Here is an 18,321-nt window from a genome sequence, read left to right as displayed (position 1 = left end):
GGCCCGGCTGCGGCGCCGAGGCACGATGTCTCCCATGGTTGCCGTGTACCGCGCGCCGATGCGATCCCGCAACGATGCCGTCGACCCACAGGCCGCGATCGATCGCGCCCGCCGGCGCGGGGTGTGCGGGTTTGGGCAATTCGTGAACCGGCCGGGCGAACAGGAGCGGCTTGTCCATCGGGTCGACCGATTCGTCGACGTCGACGAAGGCTCGTTTGTGTGGACCCGCGACACCCACGGGTGGTTCTGGTTGGGCCGCATCTGCGGGCCTTACTGCTACGACGCCGACCCAAGCGCCGCAGCGGTGGACTTGGTGCACATCCGACCCTGCGAGTGGCTGTCCGTCCCGATGCTGGAGCAACACGTGCCGGTCGCCGTCGTCGCGACATTTCGTCGAGGCGGACGGAACTTCCAGGAGATCCATCACGCCTCGGTCGGTGTTGAGACACAAGCCATTTGGGATGCGCGGACGAGTGAGCCGGCCGGAACCTAGAGCACCGCGGCGCTGCTCAACGCGCTTGACGTCGGCGAGTGCGGAAACGCGGCGACACCGACGGTGAACCGGGGCAGCGCACATTCAGACGTGCAGCTGACGGGCGTCGTGTTCGCATCGACGGTGAACTTCCGCTGAACGAACCAATAACGCCAGTGTGAGTCGGGACAGTTCCAGCGGGCGTCTTGCAGGAAGTCAGCTCCGCCATGCGAAGCTACGTGCTGGATGGCCGGAACCAAGGAGTGCAAGCAGTGAGAGCCCTCGTCGCCGGCGCGGCCGGATTCCTGGGGTCCCACCTGTGCGATCGTCTCCGCCGCGACCGCATCGAAGTCGTCGGACTCGACAATTTCTGCACCGGTAGGCGCGAAAACATGATGCAGCTCGAGGCAGACCCGGGCTTCCGTTTCATCGAGCACGACATCACCCGGCCCGTAGCCGCGGTCATGCCAGGTCCACTGGACGTCATCTTCAACCTGGCCTGCCCCGCGTCGCCGCGCGCCTACCAGCGCGATCCGCTGTTCACCCTCGAGACCAACTACGCCGGGACCAGAAACCTACTGGAACTGGCGCGCGAGCGCGGGGCGACGATCCTGCAGGCCTCCACCAGCGAGGTCTACGGGGATCCGACTATCCATCCGCAGGCCGAAACGTACTGGGGCAACGCCAACTGCTTCGGCATGCGGGCCTGCTACGAGGAAGGCAAGCGGGTTGCGGAGACGCTGATGCTCGAATACGCGCGGCGCTACCGCGTCCGCATCAAGGTCGTCCGCATCTTCAATACCTACGGTCCGAGGATGGATCCGGCCGACGGGCGAATCATTTCGTCGTTCATCGTCCAGGCGCTACGCGGTGAACCGATCACCGTCTTCGGGGACGGCAGCCAGACCCGTTCCTTTTGTTACGTCGACGACCTCATCGAAGGGCTCGTGAAAATGGTGGCGAGCGAAGCTTCGTTCACCGGACCCGTCAACCTCGGCAGCCCAGCCGAACGCACCGTGCTCGAAACAGCAAGGCTGATCAAGGAAATGACCGGCTCCCCCTCCGTGACGGTCTTTCAGCCACTGCCGGCGGACGACCCGAAGCAGCGCAGGCCGGACATCGCCCTCGCCGAGTCCGCCCTCGGCTGGAGGCCGCGAGTCAGTTTCGAAGAAGGCGTCGAGCGGACAATCGAATATTTCACCGGCATCGGCGGATCCGGCTCCCAGACAGGCGTCCAGTGGTGAGGATTGCACTGGCTACCTTGGGAACTCGGGGCGATGTCGAGCCGTGCGCCACCATCGGTCGCGAGCTGCAGCGCCGAGGTCACGACGTACGCATGGCGGTCCCGCCAAACTACCTTGGCTTCGTCGAGTCGGCGGGGCTTGCTGCGGTCCCCCACGGCCCGGACCAGATTCGGCAGAACGCGGAGATCGCCCGCAAATACGGGGAGACTCCGAACCCGGTCTTCATGGCGTGGGTGATTGCCGAGGATCTCAAACGACTCTGGCCGCAGCTGGGCACGGCGCTCACGTCGCTGGCAGACGGGGCTGACCTATTGTTGACCGACGCGAGCCAGCAGGGGCTGGCCGCCAATATTGCGGAATACTACGACATTCCGCAGGCCGCGCTGCACATCTACCCGCTCGGGCGTGACACGGGTACGCAAGTAACCAAAGAGGCCGAAGACGCCGTGCGCCAAACGTTGGGCCTGCCGGAGGGATCGGGGTCCTCGGCGCGACAACCGCTGGAGATCCAAGCCTACGACGAACTCTTCTTCCCCGGGCTGGCAGCCGAGTGGGCGAAATGGGATGTCCGACGGCCTTTCGTTGGCGGGCTGACGCTGGAATTACCGACGGAGGTCGACGACGAGGTCTCGTCATGGATTGCCGCGGGCACGCCGCCGATTTACTTCGGCTTCGGGAGCAGCGCGCGAGTCGCTTTCCCCGCCGGCTTGCTCGAGATGATCAGCTGGGCCTGCGCGCAACTAGGCGAGCGTGCGCTGATCTGCAGCGGCGTAAGCGATCTGGCCGACATCCCGCAAAACGACCACGTGATGGTTGTGGGCGCGGTGAACCACTCGGCCGTCTTTCCCGCTTGCCGTGCGGTCGTTCACCATGGGGGCCCCGGCACCACGTTCGCCGGCATACGGGCCGGCAAACCTACGTTGGCCCTTGCCGTTTCGGTCGATCAGCCGATGTGGGCTGCTGCGGTCGGCCAGCTGGGCGTCGGCATCGGACGGCACTTTTCCGCAACCACTCCGGATTCGCTGCTCGCCGACCTGCGGGCCATCCTCACTCCGCATTGCGTAGCTCGAACCCTCGAGGTCGCCGCCCAGATGGCCACACCCGCCGAAAGCGCCGCCACCGCAGCCGGTTTGCTGGAAGACGCGGTCGTCCAATACGCCGGCTGAACACCTGTCAGCGCTCATCGGAGCGGCGAAGTTGCGTGTCCGAAACGCTCCGATAAGACGGCATCTCGAAGTCGGGGAAAGCGCAGATGTCGCCGCGATCCCTGACCCGCTCTAACCAGTAACGCTGATCGGCGGCCGAGGTGCAGGCATAGATTTTCATGTACGTCGCAGCGAACGGGAACAGGAAGCCGTTGCCGACAGCCTGCCAAACGGCTGCCGCCACACCGGGGGTTTCGACCCCTCGGTAGTCGTCCAGCGCGATCACTCCCCGTCTGGCCGTGTGAGTCACGGCGAGGGTGATGTCATTGGCGACGCACTGGTAGCCGTGACAACCGTCGATGTGGACGAAGCGCAGGCTGCGGTCTCCGAGATCGAGCTCTGAGGATTCGCAGACCTCCAGCGTTGGGCGGCGAGTGTGGAAACGGTCCCAGTTGGTGAGGAACTGCTGCTGGTCCAAGCCCGAGTACTGCTGGCGTGGGGCTTCGGCGATGTCGGCGTGATTCAGCACGGCGCCGAACAGATCGCAGATCACCAGTTCTTCGTCGTCCCGCAGGCCATAGCCCATCAAGATGGCGGACTTGCCCTGATATGCGCCGATTTCGAGCATGTCGCCCTTGACGCCCTCGGCCGTCTGGCAAGCGAGCAGTTTGCTGAACAGCTCGACGTCGGCCTCGAAAAACCAGCCGTCGACCTTGTCCATCTGCTCGGTGTAGAGGGCCCAAGTGGCATCGGTCATGACGCGCTCCTGCGCATGAACTCCTCCAGCGCGGTTGTGGGCCGCCGATTTTCGTGAGGTCAATATGGCGAGCGGCGTGCGGTTTGAACGGTATCAGTTCTGCGCCCAGCCGCAATCGATGCCGCAGCCAGCCGTCAGCCCTCGACGGCGAACAGCCCCCACTCGCCCGTCACACCCTTGAGCGTGTGCTCGCCGCGACCGGCGAAGCGCAGGTCCGACCCGGCGACCAGGTCGACGACGATGCGCGAAACGAGCACCTCGCCGGCCCGGGCCGCTGCCGCCACCCGCGCTGCGATGTGGACGGCGATGCCGCTGATGTCGTCGTCGCGCAACTCGACCTCACCCGTGTGTACGCCCGCCCGAACCTCGAGACCAAGGCTCCGCATGACGTCGCGGATCGCCATGGCGCACCGGATCGCCCGCGCGGGCCCGTCGAACCGGGCGAGAAAGCCGTCGCCCGTCGTGTTGACCTCACAGCCCTTGAAGCGTGCGAGCTGGCGTCGTACCTGGGCGTCATGCCTGCCGAGCAGCTCCTTCCACCGTTGGTCGCCAAGCTCGACCGCCCGCTTCGTCGAGTCCACGATGTCGGTGAACAACACGGTGGCCAGGACGCGCTCGACCGCCGGCTGCGGGCGGACGCCGGTGAGGAACTCCTCGACCTCGTCGAGCAGCGCGTCGGCGTCACCCGTGAAGAACAGATGGTCGGCGCCGTCAATCTCGACGAACTTGGCCCCGGGGATGCGATCGGCGAGGTAGCGACCCATCTCGCACCTCACCATCCGGTCGTCGTGCCGGTGCAGCACGAGCGTCGGCGCCTGGATCGCCGGCAGCACGTCACGGATGTCCAGCTGCGGATAAAGCGCGAAGATGTTGCGGACCATGCCGGGGCTGGCCGCCACGCGCTGCAGCCGCGCCCACCACCGCCGAAAATCGGCGTCGCCCCGCCGGCTCGGCGCCCATGCACCCAATCCGACGCCCTCGCCCCAGCCTGCCGCGCTCACCTCAACCAGCGCCGACAGCTGCTCCTCGGTGACACCGAGCGGGTAGTCGGCCGTTCGGAGCAGGCGGGAGAACGAGCCATAGAGGACAAGCGCATTCACGCGATCGGGATGGCTGGCCGCCGTCAGCATCGCCATCGTGCCGCCTTCCGAGACGCCCACCAGGTCGGCGCGTTCGCATCCGGACGCATCCATGACGGCGCGCAGGTCATCGACGGACTCTTCCAACGTCGGCGCGTGCATCACCGGATCCGAGAGACCGGTGCCCCGCTTGTCAAACGTGACGACGCGACGAAAGGACGCGAGCCGCGAGTAGAAGTGAACGACCGACGGCTCCTCCAACATGATGTCGAGGTGCGAGATGAAGCCGGGCGCGACGACGAGGTCGGGACCCATTCCGGCTACCGAAAACGCGATGTTAAGGCCACCGCTCTTGGCATAGTGAATGTCCGTCGGGACGTTCATGGTCGAACCTTACGCCGCGTGGGCCCTACGAAGGCGCACGGAACGGATACCGTGCATGGCATGCGTCGGGTGGACTACGTCATTCACTATGTCGAGTCGCTGCGCCGGTCGGTGGCGTTCTACCGCGACGTGATCGGCCTTCAGGTCCGAATCGAGGGCGACGGCTATGTCGAGTTCGACATGGAGAACACCAAGTTCGCGCTTTTCGAACGCTCGAAGCTGCCGGAACTCATCGGTCGCGACGGCGGCAACCCGCCCTGCGGTGAGATCGGCTTCGTGATCGACGACGTCGACGCGGAAGCGGAACGGCTGCGCGGGCTTGGTGTCGAGATCCTCACCGGGCCGGTGGATCGACCATGGCGCGAACGGACGCTGCACATCGCCGACCCGGACGGCAACATCGTCGAGTTCGCGCAGAAGCTGCGGTGATACTCGCCGTCGACCTCGGTAAGACGTCCTGCCGGGCCGCGGCGGGCGGCCGCAGGGCCGAGGGCGCGGGCGCCCCGGGGCTCGCGACGCCCGGCGGCGTGCGGGCCGCGGAGGCGGCCATCTTGGCGGTGGCGCAAAATTTCGGGCCGGTCGACGAGGTGGTCGTGGGCACCGCCGGTGCACTGGCGGCAACCGACGCGGCGCGCGCACTGGGCGACGCGCTGTTGGCATCGCTGCCGGCCCGACGCGTCGCGGTGACCAGTGACGCGGTGATCGCGCACGCGGGCGCGCTGAACGGACAGCCGGGCGTCGTGCTGATCGTGGGCACCGGCGTGGTGGCGCTCGCGATCGACACGACCGGCGCGCTGCGCACCGCCGACGGTTGGGGCCCCTGGCTGGGCGACGAAGGCGGCGGCGCGTGGATCGGCGCCGCCGGGCTGCGTGCGGCGCTACGCGCCCACGACGGGCGCGGTCCGTCCACCACGCTGCTAGAAGCTGCACGCGCCCGCTTCGGCGCGCCGGAGACCTGGCCCGCGCAGCTCACGGGCGCCGCCGCGGTCGCGTCGTTCGCGCCCGACGTCCTGGCGGCGGAGGGTGACGCCGCGGCGCTGGGGATCGTCAGCGCCGCCGCGCAGGCGCTCGCCGCGACCGCCCGCGCGGCCAGCCATGGCCCGGTGGCCTTGGTCGGCGGGCTGGCGGGAGTCCAGGCGCTGCGCTCGGGGCTCGACCTCATCCCCGCGGCCGGCGATGCGCTCGACGGCGCACTGCGGCTTTCAGCGATCCACGAGCCCTACCTGATTCGCGTGCAGGCGGATCCGAAAGTCCCTGTCCCGCAAGGGCTCGACGCGCTCGCCACCGAGGCCGTGCGGCCAGGCCTGGACGACCTCGACGCACGGCCCATCGGCGAGGTCGTCGCGCTGCTCGTTGCAGCCGAGGGCGAAGCGCACGAGGCGGTGGCCACGGCGGTCCCGCAGATCGCGGCGGCGGCCGAGGCGATCACCGCGCGGCTCGAACGCGGCGGCCGCCTGATCTACACCGGTGCCGGGACACCCGGCCGGCTCGGGGTGCTCGACGCGGCCGAGTGCGGGCCGACGTTCGGCACCGACCTGGTGCGTGGCGTGATCGCCGGCGGGCCAACGGCTTTGACCGAGGCGATCGAGGGCGCGGAGGATGCGTTCGATCCCGCCGACCTCGCGGACCTGACCGCCGCCGACGCGCTCGTCGGGATCACGGCGTCGGGCCGCACGCCGTACGTGGTGGGAGCCCTCGCGCACGCCCGCACGATGGGTGCATTGACCGTCGCGATTGTCAACAACCCGCGAAGCGAAGCGTCCGCCGACCTCGTGATCGAGCTGCTGACCGGGCCCGAGGTGCTCGCCGGGTCCACCCGGCTCACCGCCGGGACGGCGCAGAAGGTGGTGCTCAACGCGCTCTCGACGAGCGTGATGATCGCGCTCGGCAAGGCCTACGGAGCGTGGATGGTCGACGTGCGGGCGACCAATGCGAAGGTGCGTCGCCGCGCGGTGCGGATCGTTCGCGACGTGGCCGGCGTCGACGAGGAGACCGCGACGGCCGCGCTCGCCGCCGCGGGCGGTCACGCCAAGACCGCGATCGTCGCATTGCTCGCGGGCGTCGACGCGGCCGAGGCCGCCGCCCGGCTCGACCGGGCGCGCGGACGCGTGCGGGCCGCGTTGGGTGGGACATGAATGAAGTCGTCCCGCGGGCCGGTGTCACGCCCGTATCGTGAGGATCGTGTGTGAGCCAGCGTGCGGCCCGCCAGCTCTGGTCAGCCGCCGTCAGCTGCTAGCGCTCGCCGGCGGCGCCGGGGCGGCGTCCCTGCTCGGCAGCCCGCCTTCGGCACCGGCTCCTCCCCCGACATCGACAATCGGTGCGCACCTGACCGCCACGACTTCGGCACTGCTGCTGTGCCGGGACGCCTGGGGCGCCCGACCGGCCCGCTCCGGAGGGAAGCGCCACACCATCACCCGGATGACGCTCCACCACGAGGCCGTCGTCCTCGGCGAAAACCGCAATGCCCCAAACCATCTCCGCCAAGATCAGCGATTCCACCAGGATCAGCACGGATGGGTCGACATCGCCTATCACGTCGGCGTCGACCGCAATGGCAACATCTACGAACTGCGCAGCACCGAGATCGCGGGCGACACCGCGACGGACTACGACACGACGGGCCATTTCCTGGTTCTCTGCGAAGGAGACTTTGATCAAGAGGCCGTGCCGGAGGCCCAGCTTCAGGGGGCGGCGCGCGCGTTCGCCTGGGCCGCCCAGAATTTTCGCGTTTCGACCGACACGCTGGCGGGCCATCGGGACCTGGCCCAAACCTCGTGCCCGGGTCGAAACCTGTACGCCCACCTATCCTCGGGCGACCTCAAGCGCCGCATCGACGATCTCCTCGGCGCGGGCGGAGTGGATCTTCAGCGCTTCTGCGGACCCGACGCGGCCGCACGGGTCGCGTCAATCGAGGCCGGCAACTGACCACCGCCATCCGCTCGTCGGAGGCCGCCGGGATGCGAATCGCCGGAAATGTTTGCAGTCCTTCAGCAGCGGGCATCTCGCTGAGCACGGGCTAAGAAGGGGTCAGCATGTCGGTCACACATCTCAGCGGTTTCGCCAACGCCTGCCAGGAGGCCGTGACGGCCGTCCTTCATGCCATCACCACTCACGGGGACGAACGCCGAGAGCACCTCTCTGATGCCAAATCGGCGGTCGACACGGCATTACGCGATGCCCATAGCGGTGAGGAATGGTACCTGGCCGAGCACCTGCGTCAGGGGATCAAGGGTGTGGAGACCCGCCTGCGCGACGCTTCCTAGCCGCTCGCCATCCCACTGGTCGTCCTCGTCGACCTGGCGAGCCGAGCCAGTCAACCGGTGACGCGCAATCCCTTTCGCTGCGCCAACTCCTCGCCGGTAACCCGTTCGAGCATCGGCTGCCCGGGCGCGCGGAACAGGGTGAGGACGAAGCTGCAAGGAATGTCGGTGCGGTTGTTGGCGTCCTGATAGTGGATCACGTCGCCGCCCGGCCCCCAGAACGCGTCTCCAGCGCGCAGGACGCGTGGCGGCTCACCCTCGATCTCGAACAACAACTCACCGTCGATCATGTAACCGAACCCCGGGCCGCCGGGAAGGCGATGTGGTGGGTAACCCGGGGCCCCCGGCGGATGGCTGATGAGAACCGTCATCACATGGGCATCGTCGGGAATCAACGCCGACGGTACTTCCTGCAACACGGTCATAGTTGAGGTCGATTCGGAGTCGGTCGTGTCCTGCACCATTCGTTGCCCCTCTTATGGTTGCGAAACGGGCGCACGACCGGAGTGTGCGTCGATCCAGTCGGAGTATCGGGTGGTGAAGATGGTGGCGTTCTCAGCGGGCGCGAGGGTGTGATCGTCGATCACGGCACCGAAGTAGGGCGCCAGTGCGTCGGTCACGACGTGACGATGATCGCCAACGGCGGCAAGGCCCATGCGAACAAAGTCGTCCATCCCTATTGCCTCTGGCCCGGCGATCTCCATCACTGCGTTGATGGGGCTCCCGCCGGCCGCGTGGGCCACGGCCGTCGCGACATCGTTGGCGGCGATAGGACGAAACAACGCGTGCGGCAGCCTGACCACGTCACCTTCGGTCGCGGAATCGGCCAGTCCAACGGCGAATTCGAAGAAGGGCGTCGCTCGCACGATCGAATAAGGCCGACCGGACTTCCTGATCAGGTTTTCTTGAACGGCTTTCGCGGTGTTGTAGCCGCTGTCCGGCATCGTCTGCGCGCCCACAACGGACAACGTCACATGGTGCTTGACTCCGGCTTCTTGTTCAGCCGCAAGGAGATTGGTGGTCGTGGTGGTGAAGAAGCGCATCACGGGTTCATCGTCGAACTCTGGCGAATCAGCGACATCGACCAGCACATCGGCACCGGCGAGCGCGCCGCCAAGGCCTGCGCCGGTGAATGAATCGACACCTGATCGGCGTGAGGCCGCGATCACGTCATGCCCCTGGGCGCTGAGCTTGGAGATGACTTTCGAGCCGATCAGCCCGCGTCCGCCGATGACGACGATCTTCATGATGAACCTTTCACAGTTCGGGTTTCGTCGGGCGCGGCAGGCCGCGACACCGGGCGGAGCAATCCCCGGTATTGGTCGGTCACCAGATCCCGATATTCAGGATGGCGCAGGATGTAGTCACCCGTGATCTTGCACCGCGGGATAACCGTGTGCCCGGCCCTGCGGATCAGTGTGAGCACACCACCGATCATCGCCGAGGACACACCCCGATCACGCCATTGCGAATCGACTTCGGTGGCCATCAACACGATGTGGCCGCGGTAGCGGCGGTAGGGCTGCCAACCGATCACCTGGTCGTCTACGGTGGCCTCGAACCGACCTTCTCGGGCGTTGTCGGCGATGATTGTTAGCAGACCATGGTTTGCCCTGCGTTCGATAATGCCCATCGGCGTTGGTGATTCACTCATAGCGGTCAGCCGACGTCCTCGTCATCCCGGTCAAACTCTTCGCGCGCCACACCATAGAACGATGTGCCGTCGTGTGGGCTGCCACTGATCTGACCGCGGTGGCGCCGGGGCCGCAGCGGCGGTTGCTCGGTGTACCCGAACTCGGGCTCCTCAGCGGCCAGGCGCTCATCCAGCGCCAAATTTTCCTTGGGCGAGATCCATCGCAATGGAGCGTCGACCACGATGTCACCATCGTCGTTGCGCACCTCGTCGGAGTCCAGAGATTCGCTGGGGCCCAGCGTGTTATCGGGTCCCGGGTCGTCGTAGTCGCCGTCCAAGGTTGTCCTCCTTGACTTTTCGCTCGCCGACCTGTGGCTTTCCCGCCGACTTTGCTTGTGTGTACCGGGAATTCGGACTCAGGGGGTCCACTATCAAATAGGTTCACCGGGGAATTTCAATCCGAAGCGTTTGCATAGTTCGGGGACGCTGTCGACATCCATCTCAAGTTCGTACCGCGCGCAGAGTTGATCCAGCGTCTCTGTCGATATCTTGGCTATGCCGCCGAGGTCGGAAAGTTCGTCGAAGAACTGCTCAAATCCTGCGGGGGAAATGATCTCCAGGATGCGGGCCGGCTCATCGCCCGCGTTCCAGAATGTATGCCATTGGCCTCGTGGCTTGAAAATGAAGTCGGCTGGTCCGCCATAGAGCACCTCGTCGCCAAGCAAAGCGCCCACGCGTCCCTCGATGATGAAGCTGTACTCATCTTCGTTGTGGTGGCGATGAAGTGGTGCGGCCAACGCTCGGGGTGACATGGGATGCTCGAGCACGGAGAAACGCCCTTCCGCCTGAAACCTATCCAGGATGTGGCGGATACCGACCGTCCCGTTGAACACGTACTTGCCTTCGGTGCGGCCGACCGACTTGGCCGACGGGCCGCCTGGCCTCAAGATGTCGTTTGTCACTGGGATCCTCCGTCAGCTCAGTTGCGCCCGGCCATGATGCCGCCGTCGACATTGAGAATCGCGCCGGTGACCCAGCTGGCCGCGTCGGAGAGCAGATAGGTGATGGCGTTGGCGACGTCGGCGGGGGTGCCGACTCGCCCCAGGGGATGAATCGGCGCGAAAGTGTCCAGGGTGGAGTCGATCTCGTCCTTCGGGACCCACCGCTCGAGAGCGGGGGTTTTGACGGCGGCCGGCGCTACGGCGTTGACGCGGATCTGATGCCCGGCAAGCTCGATGGCCAGGTTGTGGGTGAGCGCATGCAGCCCGGCTTTCTGCATCGAATGGCCGGTCGATGGGGTCACGCCCAGTGCCTGATGCGCCCACATGCTACCGATGTTGACGATGGACCCGCCCTCGCCGCGTGCGATCATGCCCGCGACGACGGTCTGCGTCAGGAAGAACAAGGCGAAGTTCAGCTCCATGTAGGAGTCGTAGTCCTGCGAGTCGTACGCGAGAAACGGCTTCGGGATGAAGAATCCGGCCGCATTCACCAGGAGCGTGGCGTCGCTGTGATTCTCGGAAAGCGCGCGCTGCGCGTCGGCGACCGCCGCACGGTCCGTCAGGTCGGCGACGATGCCCGAGGCTTCCCCGTCGCTCGTCAGCTCGCTGACGGTGTCGTCGACGCGCGCCTTCGACCGTCCGACGATCACCGCGCTGCCGCCGTGACCGACGATGTCGATCGCGACCTGCCGCCCCATGCCGGCACTACCGCCGACAACGATGACCTTCTTGCCATCGAAATGCATAAGCGGGGTCCCTTCCTGGCTCTCCTTGACAGCTACGAGTGGACCCGGACGGACGATCCCGCGGTCGCTCGTACCTAGGCTGCGGCCGGCCCGGGTGAACTGTCATCACCCCAACCACCCATTCACCCGGGTGAGAATGCGCCGCCTGAAGCGACGCGTGAATGAATAGGGCGGTAACGATTAGTAATTACGTTCGCGTAAATACAGTTACCTTTGACTGCACGATCTTTTTGCGAAACGCAGACCGTTGACCCTCGCCCTGGAATCAGTCCCGATTTGGGGCGATGGCGCGTACCCTGAGCGGTATGTCCAAGACCAAGACCAGGGTCTGTGTACATTGCGGCCATACGTTCGATCCAAACGACCGGCCGCGGGATTTGTCCGATCCGGAATGGCTTCCGGCCGCCTCAGTCTATTGTTCGCATGATTGTAGTGACCGGTTCCATTGCGATATGGGTCATTGCTGCTCGGCCCACGCGAAGGGGAAGGCTCGGCGCCACGCCGCCAAGGCGGCCCGGTAGCCGAGACCATCCGGCGATCGGCGACGCCCGCTGTGCGGGGTGCTAGGTCTGCGGGTCCGGTGGGGCACCGTGCCGCGGGTGGTACAGCAGAGCACGGACCAGCGGCCGCGGGCCGACGGACCGGAGCATCTGGCTGGCCGGACGGACCCGCACTCGCTTCGGCCACCAGAACCAGCGGCCCATCACCGTCATGATCGACGGCGTGATGAGGGTTCGGACGACGAAGGTGTCGAACATCAGACCGATCCCGATCGTGGACCCGAACTGACCGATCGCCCGCAGATCGCTGGAGAGCATCGCGGCCATCGTGACGGCGAAAACCACACCGGCCGCGGACACCACCGGGCCCGTCACGCCGACGCCGCGGATGAGTCCCGTGTTCAGGCCGGCTCCGATCTCTTCCTCGATTCGGGACACCAGCATCAGGTTGTAGTCGGACCCCACCGCCAAGAGCACGATCAACGCGAATTCCGTTGCCACCCAGTGCAACTGGAAGTGGCCCAGGTGCTGCCAGATCAGCGTCGAGAATCCGAACGCCGCGCCCAGCGACAGCACGATCGTGCCGACGATGACTCCCGCGGCGACGAGAGCGCGGGTAACGATCACCATGATGATGAAGATCAGCACGATCGACGCCACCGCGGCGATCAGCAGGTCGTACCAGGCGCCAGTGGCGATGTCGTTGAATGTTGCGGCGGTGCCGCCGAGATAGATGTCGGCGTTCTCCAGCGAGGTGAGCTTCAGCGCCTCCTTGGCCGCGTTGCGCTCTTGCTCGACGGACTTGATGCCTTCCGCGGTCGCCGGGTCCACGGAGTGAGTGATGATGAAGCGCGCTGCCTTTCCGTCGGGCGACACCATCAGGCTCAACCCGAACTGGAAGTCGGAGTTCTGGAAGATCTCCGGCGGCAGGTAGAACAGGCTTTCCACCCGAGCGTCGTTGAACGATTTGCCCATTACGGCGTTCGTGTCGGTCAGCCGATCGAACTGATCGACCAGGTTGTCGAACGTGCTGTAGATGGTCAGCGTCGTATCGCGGATCGACTTGGTGACGGCGATGTTCTCCGGGATGATCGCCAGCAATTCGCGCGTGGCCTTGGCTGTGTTGGAGAGATCGCCGGTGAGGGCGTGGAACTTTTCGGCCAGCTGATCGAATCCGTCCAGCGCGTCGAACAGCGACCGTAGCGACCAGCAGATCGGGATGTCGTAGCAGTGCTTCTCCCAGTAGAAGTAGCTGCGAATCGGCCTCCAGAAGTCGTCGAAATCCGCGATGTGGTCCCGGATCTCGTCCGTGATGGCCGCCGTCTCTCCGGTGGTCTTCGAGCTGTCCTCCGCGGCGTCGGCGAGCTTTTGGGTTATCGCGTACTGGCGCTCCAACAGCGCGATCTGGGTGTCGAGATCTCCGATGATCTTCTTGATGTCGGCGACGCGGTCCTTGAGGTAGTTCAGGTTGCTGCGGATCGGCGCGGTTTGCACACTCAGCTGGAACGGAATGGACCCGTCTTCGATCGGTGGGCCGAGCGGTCTGGTGATGCTCTGCACCCGTTCGATGCCCGGCACCCGGAAAATGGCACCGGCAACTTTGTCCAACACCAGCATGTCTCGGGGATTGCGCAAATCGTGGTCCGATTCGATCATCAGCAGGTCCGGGTTCAGGCGGGCCTGGGTGAAGTGCCGATCGGCCGCGTCGTACGCCTGCACCGAGGCCGCGCTCTTCGGCAGGTAATACAGGTCGTTGTAGCGCGGGGTGAAGCCCGCGAGACCAAGGGCGCCAACGATCGCCAGGATGACCGAGGTCGCGAGGATGGGCGCCGGCCAGCGCACGATGGCCGTCGCCAGGCGGCGCCAGCGGGTGTAGTTGAACTTGCGCTTGGGGTCCAAAAGGCCGAAGCCACTGGCGACTGCAATGAGAGCGGGCGTCAGCGTGACCCCAGCCGCCACCACCACCAGCAGTCCCACCGCGCACGGGAACGCCAGCGAACTGAAGTAGGGCAGCCGGGTGAACTTCAAGCAGGCCAGCGCCCCGACGATCGTCAGCCCGGAGCCCAGGACCACCTTGCTGACGCCGGCGAACGTGTCGTAATAGGCGGCCTCACGGTCCAGACCGCGTTCGCGGCCCTCCTGGTAGCGGCCGACCATGAAAATCGCATAGTCGGTACCCGCTGCGATCGCGAGTGAGGTCAGCAGGTTCACGGCGAAGGTCGACAACCCCATGACGCCGGTTTCGCCCAACAGCGCCACCGCGCCGCGGCCGGCCGCGAGTCCCACGAAGAGGATCACCATGGTCAGCAACACGGTGCTGATGGACCGGTAAACGAACATCAGCATGAGCGCGATGATCACGACCGTGATGATCGTGATCTTGGCCAGGCTCTTGTCACCGACAACAATCACGTCGGCGGTCAGCGCTCCCTGGCCCGCGACGTAGGCCTTGACGCCGGCGGGCGGCTTGGAGTCCGCGACGATCTTGCGCACCGCGGCAACGGATTCGTCGCCGACCGCCCCACCCTGATCGCCTTTGAGGTTGACCTGGACGTAGGCGGCCTTATGGTCGTAGCTCTCCACACCTGAGGACGTGAATCGCTGCCCCCAGAAGTTCAGCGCATGCTCGACGTGTTCGTGGTCGGCCTGGATCTTTTTGACCAGGTCGTCGTAGAACCGGTGGGCGTCCGGGCCGAGCGGTTTGTCACCGACCAGGGTGACCAGGACGAGGTTGTCGGAGTCGTACTCCTTGAACTTCTCGCCGATGTGTTTCATCCCGGTTACCGATGGTGCGTCTGACGGCGAGAGCGGGACGGAAATCTCCTCGGCAACCTTCTCCAACTGCGGGACGAAGACGTTCACCCCGATCGCGATCAGCACCCAGGCCACGACGATCGGCAGCGCCAGCGCGCGGATGGTACGAGCGAGGCGCGGTTTGCGCTCGAGCTCATAGGGCTGCGCGACGGGGATTTCGTCCGTGTCGCTGGTTTGGTCGGTCATGCCGACTTGTCCAAGCAGGAAACTTGCGCGTTGTGCCCGTTGGCCTGTTGCTGATCGACCAATTTGCCGTCAACGGTGATGCGGCAACCGATGAAGGGGCTGTCACCTTGGGCGACGACATAGGCGAAGATGCCGGGCATCTCGGCGACGATCGTCTTCGACCACGGCAATGTCGTGAAGTTCGCCTTCTGCGGCAGCGACTCCGCATCCATCCAGTTGACGACTCCGGTCGTCCCGGGCGGCCCCAGTATTTCGTAGATGGCGGTCTTGGCCGCATAGGGCGGGGTGGCATCCCGGGGATCGGGCTTGGGCAAGCCGGGTCCAGGGAAGACGCCATTGAGTCGCATCACCGCGATGCCGCCGACGGCCAGCGCCACCACCACGACCAGCGGAACCCATGCCCGCGTGAGAAGCCTCAACACCGCGCCCCCCGATTTGGAATGCCCGAAGGGCTGATATTAAGCCATCTCTTCGCTTGTGCCACGGCTAGCCGAACGCCATCACGATCGAGTTGATTCCCGGGGTGGCCGCTAGGGCGACGCTGCAGCAGCGAGCAGGCATCGTCGTCGCCCCTGTGATAGTGAAAGTCGAGCGCCTTTCGCTGATATCTCTGGCCGATCGCGTCCGCTGCCAATACATCGGCCCCCCGTGGCGGCTACCATGTCAGATCCCTACGGTTTCTATGACGGCGAACTGCCCAGCCTGTCCGACGGTGGTGCGGCGAAATCCGGTGGAGGCGAAAAGCGCGTCGAACTCTGCGATGTCGCGTTCCTTGCCACCGGTCATGACCAACATGTTCATGTCCATCATTGTCGGCAGCACGGGACCGCCGAATTCTCCGACGAGATAGTCGATCACGACGAGGCGCCCACCCTCTTGGAGGGCAGCACGGCAGTTTGTCAAGATCCGTATGCAGTTCTGGTCGTCCCAGTCGTGCAGGATGTATTTGAGCACGTACAGATCTGCGGGCGGTACCGACTCGAAAAAGTCTCCCCCCACTGCGTTAAGGCGTTCCCGCAGGCCATCTTTGCGAGCCGCCGCCGCCGCGTAGGGCACGATTTGCGGCAGGTCGAAGACGCCGCCGCGCAGCTCGGGATTCGACCGCATCATCGCCCGAAGAACCTCGCCGTTTGCTCCCCCGACGTCGAGCGCGTACTCGACGCCTCGGGTATCGACCAGCTTCGCGATCTCGATCGCAGCGGCCGCACTGAGATTCGACATGGCTTCGGTGAAATGACTCGCCTCGTCGGGATGTGTGGCTAAGTAGTCGAAGATCGTGCCAGGTATACCGTGGGCAGCCTCCATCTGCCTGGTGCCGCTGCGAACAGCATCCGGGAAGCATCCCCAGGTCAACCAATGACCAGGTGCGGCTTGCGCAAGGACCATGCCACGCAACGAGTTCGGGTCGTCTCTGAGCAGCGTGCTGAGCAGGGGCGTCCCGCTCAGCTGCACACCGTCGGCCGACGTCACAAGCCCCAGCGAGGCGCAGGCCCGGATGAGCCTCCGAGTGGCGTCGGGATCGAGGGACTCCTCCGCAGCGATCGATTCAGCCGTATCGATACTCCCAGCGAGATGATCCGCTAAGTTGAAAGTCGCTGCGGCACGAACGATCTGGGTGACCCAGTAACCAGTCAGCATGGTCATCATCCGCTCGTGGTCTCGGGCTTCGGACGGTACGGGTGGTGTGGTCATCTTTCCTCCAACTTGCCGTGCCATGTTGCGGTACCTTCCTGCGACATCACGGCGGCGGGGATGGTTCGGTCGCGGCCGACGGCTGGCCGGCCAGGGCGGGTTGCGCACCGGGCCGGTCGCGGCAGAGCGCCGCGATGTCACAGGGCACAGGTTGGCACCCGGCGACGGGGTTGGTGATCAACAGCGCGGCGCACAATGCGCCCAGGCCGAAGAGCGCAGCGCTCACCCCTAACACGTGGGCGAATCCGGTGGCGCTCGCCACGCCAACGGTGATCAGGCCCATGGATCCGATCGACATCAGCGCGGCGAGTCGCGAGACGGCGTTGTTGATCCCCGACGCCAGGCCGCCGTGTTCGATCGGCACCGAGGCCAACGTGACGGACATCAGCGGTGTGATGGTCGCGACCAGTCCAATGGCCAGCACGGTCATGCCGGGGATCAGGTCGGTGATCGCGTGAAATCCGTTGGGCTTCGGGCGAATCAGCAGCAGCCCGACCCCCGCCACGGCGGGGCCGACGATCAGGAACGCGCGTGGTCCCACCCGCGCGGCGATGCGGCCGACGTGACGGGCGAACAGGAACGACACCGCTGGGATCGGCAGGGTGGCCAGTCCGGCCGCGGTGGCTGAGTAGCCGCCGATCTCTTGGGTGTAGAGGGCGACGGCCAACGACCCCAGTGTCAACCCGCCGTAGACGAAGGCGGTGACGAGGTTGGCGGCAGCGAAGTTGCGAAAGGCGAACAGCGGCAACGGAAGCATCGGGCATCGGCTGCGGTGCTGCCAGCCCACGAAGCCGGCCAGTGCGGTAATCCCGACCACCGATGGCGTGATGACCATCGGGGCGGTCCAGCCGTCGTGTTGTGATTCGATCAACGCAAACACGGTCGCGGCCAACCCAATCGACGATAGGCCCACCCCGGCCGCATCGACGTGGGCGCCCTCGATGCGCGCCGACATCGGGCACAACCAGAAGGTCAGCGCATATCCGATCGCCATGGGAATCGCAGACAACACGAATATCCAACGCCAGCTGAGGAAATCGACGCACAGTCCTCCTAGCAGGGGGCCCAACGCGAACGCGGCTCCCGTCCATCCGGTCCAGACGCCGATCGCTGCCGACTGGTGCGCTTTGTCGAACACCGAGTTGATCAGCGCCAGCGAGCCCGGCACGAGGAACGCCGCTCCCAGGCCTTGGATGAGGCGCCCCGTGATCAGCATCGTCGGCGCGATGGCGGCCGCCGCGAGAACCGAGCCCGCCCCGAAAGCCGACAGCCCGAACCGCATTACGGGTACCCGTCCGATCAGATCCGAGATGGACCCGCCGGGCAACATTGCGGCCGCCATCGCCAACAGGTAGCCGTCGACGATCCATTGCTGCAGCACCAGGCCACCCCCGAGGTCGTGCTCGGT

At 65.7% G+C, this 18,321-nt stretch carries 19 protein-coding genes and 1 pseudogene; 8 read left to right on the top strand and 12 right to left on the bottom strand.

Going from position 1 to position 18,321, the window contains the following annotated elements:
• Positions 1–34: 34 nt before the first annotated feature.
• The 3 genes from A5646_RS21660 (at position 35) to A5646_RS21650 (ending at position 2,882) form a co-directional block, all read left to right on the top strand.
• Positions 35–493: a hypothetical protein gene (locus A5646_RS21660; RefSeq protein WP_067024079.1), complete on the top strand. Its 459-nt coding sequence runs from the start codon at positions 35–37 to the stop codon at positions 491–493.
• A 206-nt stretch (positions 494–699) separates the two neighbouring features.
• Entirely contained in the window at positions 700–1,716 is a 1,017-nt protein-coding gene (locus tag A5646_RS21655; RefSeq protein ID WP_231998453.1) for a UDP-glucuronic acid decarboxylase family protein, read from the top strand.
• A complete protein-coding gene (locus A5646_RS21650; RefSeq protein WP_066865243.1) occupies positions 1,713–2,882 on the top strand; it encodes a glycosyltransferase in 1,170 nt (389 codons plus the stop codon). The genes A5646_RS21655 and A5646_RS21650 overlap by 4 nt, the downstream gene beginning before the upstream one ends.
• Positions 2,883–2,889: 7 nt before the next feature.
• Here A5646_RS21650 and A5646_RS21645 read toward each other — a convergent pair whose 3' ends face one another.
• Positions 2,890–3,618, bottom strand: a complete 729-nt coding sequence (locus A5646_RS21645; protein ID WP_067024073.1) for a class I SAM-dependent methyltransferase — start codon at positions 3,616–3,618, stop codon at positions 2,890–2,892.
• Between the two features lie 134 nt (positions 3,619–3,752).
• The gene (locus tag A5646_RS21640) at positions 3,753–5,081 is read right to left on the bottom strand and encodes an adenylate/guanylate cyclase domain-containing protein (RefSeq protein WP_066879184.1); all 1,329 of its coding nucleotides are present in this window, start codon (positions 5,079–5,081) and stop codon (positions 3,753–3,755) included.
• A 60-nt stretch (positions 5,082–5,141) separates the two neighbouring features.
• Between A5646_RS21640 and A5646_RS21635 the strand changes: the two genes are divergently transcribed.
• The 5 genes and pseudogenes from A5646_RS21635 (at position 5,142) to A5646_RS29175 (ending at position 8,344) form a co-directional block, all read left to right on the top strand.
• On the top strand, positions 5,142–5,510 hold the full coding sequence (locus tag A5646_RS21635; RefSeq protein ID WP_067024071.1) for a VOC family protein: 369 nt from the start codon (positions 5,142–5,144) through the stop codon (positions 5,508–5,510).
• Positions 5,438–6,214: pseudogene (locus A5646_RS30475) on the top strand (BadF/BadG/BcrA/BcrD ATPase family protein); the annotation flags it as partial. The gene A5646_RS21635 and the pseudogene A5646_RS30475, both read left to right, overlap by 73 nt.
• 99 nt (positions 6,215–6,313) lie before the next feature.
• Positions 6,314–7,216 carry an N-acetylmuramic acid 6-phosphate etherase gene (gene murQ, locus A5646_RS30470; RefSeq protein WP_197505257.1) on the top strand — a complete coding sequence of 301 codons (903 nt, stop codon included), beginning with the start codon at positions 6,314–6,316 and terminating at the stop codon, positions 7,214–7,216.
• Positions 7,217–7,394: 178 nt separating this feature from the next.
• Positions 7,395–8,006 (top strand): N-acetylmuramoyl-L-alanine amidase, encoded by a 612-nt coding sequence (locus tag A5646_RS21625; RefSeq protein ID WP_369806980.1) that lies wholly within the window; start codon positions 7,395–7,397, stop codon positions 8,004–8,006.
• A gap of 107 nt (positions 8,007–8,113) precedes the next feature.
• Positions 8,114–8,344, top strand: coding sequence for a hypothetical protein (locus tag A5646_RS29175; RefSeq protein ID WP_066865019.1), 231 nt, complete (start codon positions 8,114–8,116; stop codon positions 8,342–8,344).
• A gap of 50 nt (positions 8,345–8,394) precedes the next feature.
• On the opposite strand, the gene A5646_RS21620 is transcribed toward A5646_RS29175, so the two are convergent.
• The 10 genes from A5646_RS21620 to A5646_RS21575 form a co-directional block, all read right to left on the bottom strand.
• Positions 8,395–8,805, bottom strand: coding sequence for a cupin domain-containing protein (locus A5646_RS21620; RefSeq protein ID WP_067024068.1), 411 nt, complete (start codon positions 8,803–8,805; stop codon positions 8,395–8,397).
• Positions 8,806–8,817: 12 nt separating this feature from the next.
• Positions 8,818–9,588 (bottom strand): SDR family oxidoreductase, encoded by a 771-nt coding sequence (locus A5646_RS21615; RefSeq protein ID WP_067024064.1) that lies wholly within the window; start codon positions 9,586–9,588, stop codon positions 8,818–8,820.
• On the bottom strand, positions 9,585–9,995 hold the full coding sequence (locus tag A5646_RS21610) for a GNAT family N-acetyltransferase (protein WP_066879199.1): 411 nt from the start codon (positions 9,993–9,995) through the stop codon (positions 9,585–9,587). The genes A5646_RS21615 and A5646_RS21610 overlap by 4 nt, the downstream gene beginning before the upstream one ends.
• A gap of 5 nt (positions 9,996–10,000) precedes the next feature.
• Complete coding sequence (locus A5646_RS21605) at positions 10,001–10,312, bottom strand: hypothetical protein (protein ID WP_066879202.1); 312 nt, start codon at positions 10,310–10,312, stop codon at positions 10,001–10,003.
• 93 nt (positions 10,313–10,405) lie between these two features.
• On the bottom strand, positions 10,406–10,936 hold the full coding sequence (locus tag A5646_RS21600) for a cupin domain-containing protein (RefSeq protein ID WP_231998451.1): 531 nt from the start codon (positions 10,934–10,936) through the stop codon (positions 10,406–10,408).
• Positions 10,937–10,953: 17 nt separating this feature from the next.
• Positions 10,954–11,721, bottom strand: a complete 768-nt coding sequence (locus A5646_RS21595) for an SDR family NAD(P)-dependent oxidoreductase (protein ID WP_066865036.1) — start codon at positions 11,719–11,721, stop codon at positions 10,954–10,956.
• A 563-nt stretch (positions 11,722–12,284) separates the two neighbouring features.
• The gene (locus A5646_RS21590) at positions 12,285–15,221 is read right to left on the bottom strand and encodes an RND family transporter (RefSeq protein ID WP_066865039.1); all 2,937 of its coding nucleotides are present in this window, start codon (positions 15,219–15,221) and stop codon (positions 12,285–12,287) included.
• Positions 15,218–15,643: an MmpS family transport accessory protein gene (locus tag A5646_RS21585; protein ID WP_066865042.1), complete on the bottom strand. Its 426-nt coding sequence runs from the start codon at positions 15,641–15,643 to the stop codon at positions 15,218–15,220. The genes A5646_RS21590 and A5646_RS21585 overlap by 4 nt, the downstream gene beginning before the upstream one ends.
• A 241-nt stretch (positions 15,644–15,884) precedes the next feature.
• Positions 15,885–16,913, bottom strand: coding sequence for a methyltransferase (locus A5646_RS21580; protein ID WP_066865045.1), 1,029 nt, complete (start codon positions 16,911–16,913; stop codon positions 15,885–15,887).
• A gap of 46 nt (positions 16,914–16,959) precedes the next feature.
• Positions 16,960–18,321 (bottom strand): MFS transporter (locus A5646_RS21575; RefSeq protein ID WP_067024061.1); only part of this gene is annotated, 1,362 nt, incomplete at its 5' end.

This window comes from Mycobacterium sp. 1245499.0, assembly GCF_001673615.1.
In the GTDB taxonomy this organism is placed as follows: Bacteria; Actinomycetota; Actinomycetes; order Mycobacteriales; family Mycobacteriaceae; genus Mycobacterium; species Mycobacterium europaeum_A.
The sequence above is the reverse complement of the archived record's forward strand: the minus strand, read 5'-3'. Positions and strand labels throughout refer to the sequence as shown.

Excerpts from the sequence above, each read along its gene's own strand:
- A5646_RS21615 (WP_067024064.1), bottom strand. The coding sequence starts at position 9,588 with ATGAAGATCGTCGTCATCGGCGGACGCGGGCTGATCGGCTCGAAAGTC.
- A5646_RS21620 (WP_067024068.1), bottom strand. The coding sequence starts at position 8,805 with ATGGTGCAGGACACGACCGACTCCGAATCGACCTCAACTATGACCGTG.
- A5646_RS21635 (WP_067024071.1), top strand. The coding sequence starts at position 5,142 with ATGCGTCGGGTGGACTACGTCATTCACTATGTCGAGTCGCTGCGCCGG.
- A5646_RS21660 (WP_067024079.1), top strand. The coding sequence starts at position 35 with ATGGTTGCCGTGTACCGCGCGCCGATGCGATCCCGCAACGATGCCGTC.
- A5646_RS21640 (WP_066879184.1), bottom strand. The coding sequence starts at position 5,081 with ATGAACGTCCCGACGGACATTCACTATGCCAAGAGCGGTGGCCTTAAC.
- A5646_RS21580 (WP_066865045.1), bottom strand. The coding sequence starts at position 16,913 with ATGACCACACCACCCGTACCGTCCGAAGCCCGAGACCACGAGCGGATG.
- A5646_RS21590 (WP_066865039.1), bottom strand. The coding sequence starts at position 15,221 with ATGACCGACCAAACCAGCGACACGGACGAAATCCCCGTCGCGCAGCCC.
- A5646_RS21645 (WP_067024073.1), bottom strand. The coding sequence starts at position 3,618 with ATGACCGATGCCACTTGGGCCCTCTACACCGAGCAGATGGACAAGGTC.
- A5646_RS29175 (WP_066865019.1), top strand. The coding sequence starts at position 8,114 with ATGTCGGTCACACATCTCAGCGGTTTCGCCAACGCCTGCCAGGAGGCC.
- A5646_RS21595 (WP_066865036.1), bottom strand. The coding sequence starts at position 11,721 with ATGCATTTCGATGGCAAGAAGGTCATCGTTGTCGGCGGTAGTGCCGGC.
- A5646_RS21610 (WP_066879199.1), bottom strand. The coding sequence starts at position 9,995 with ATGAGTGAATCACCAACGCCGATGGGCATTATCGAACGCAGGGCAAAC.
- A5646_RS21655 (WP_231998453.1), top strand. The coding sequence starts at position 700 with ATGCGAAGCTACGTGCTGGATGGCCGGAACCAAGGAGTGCAAGCAGTG.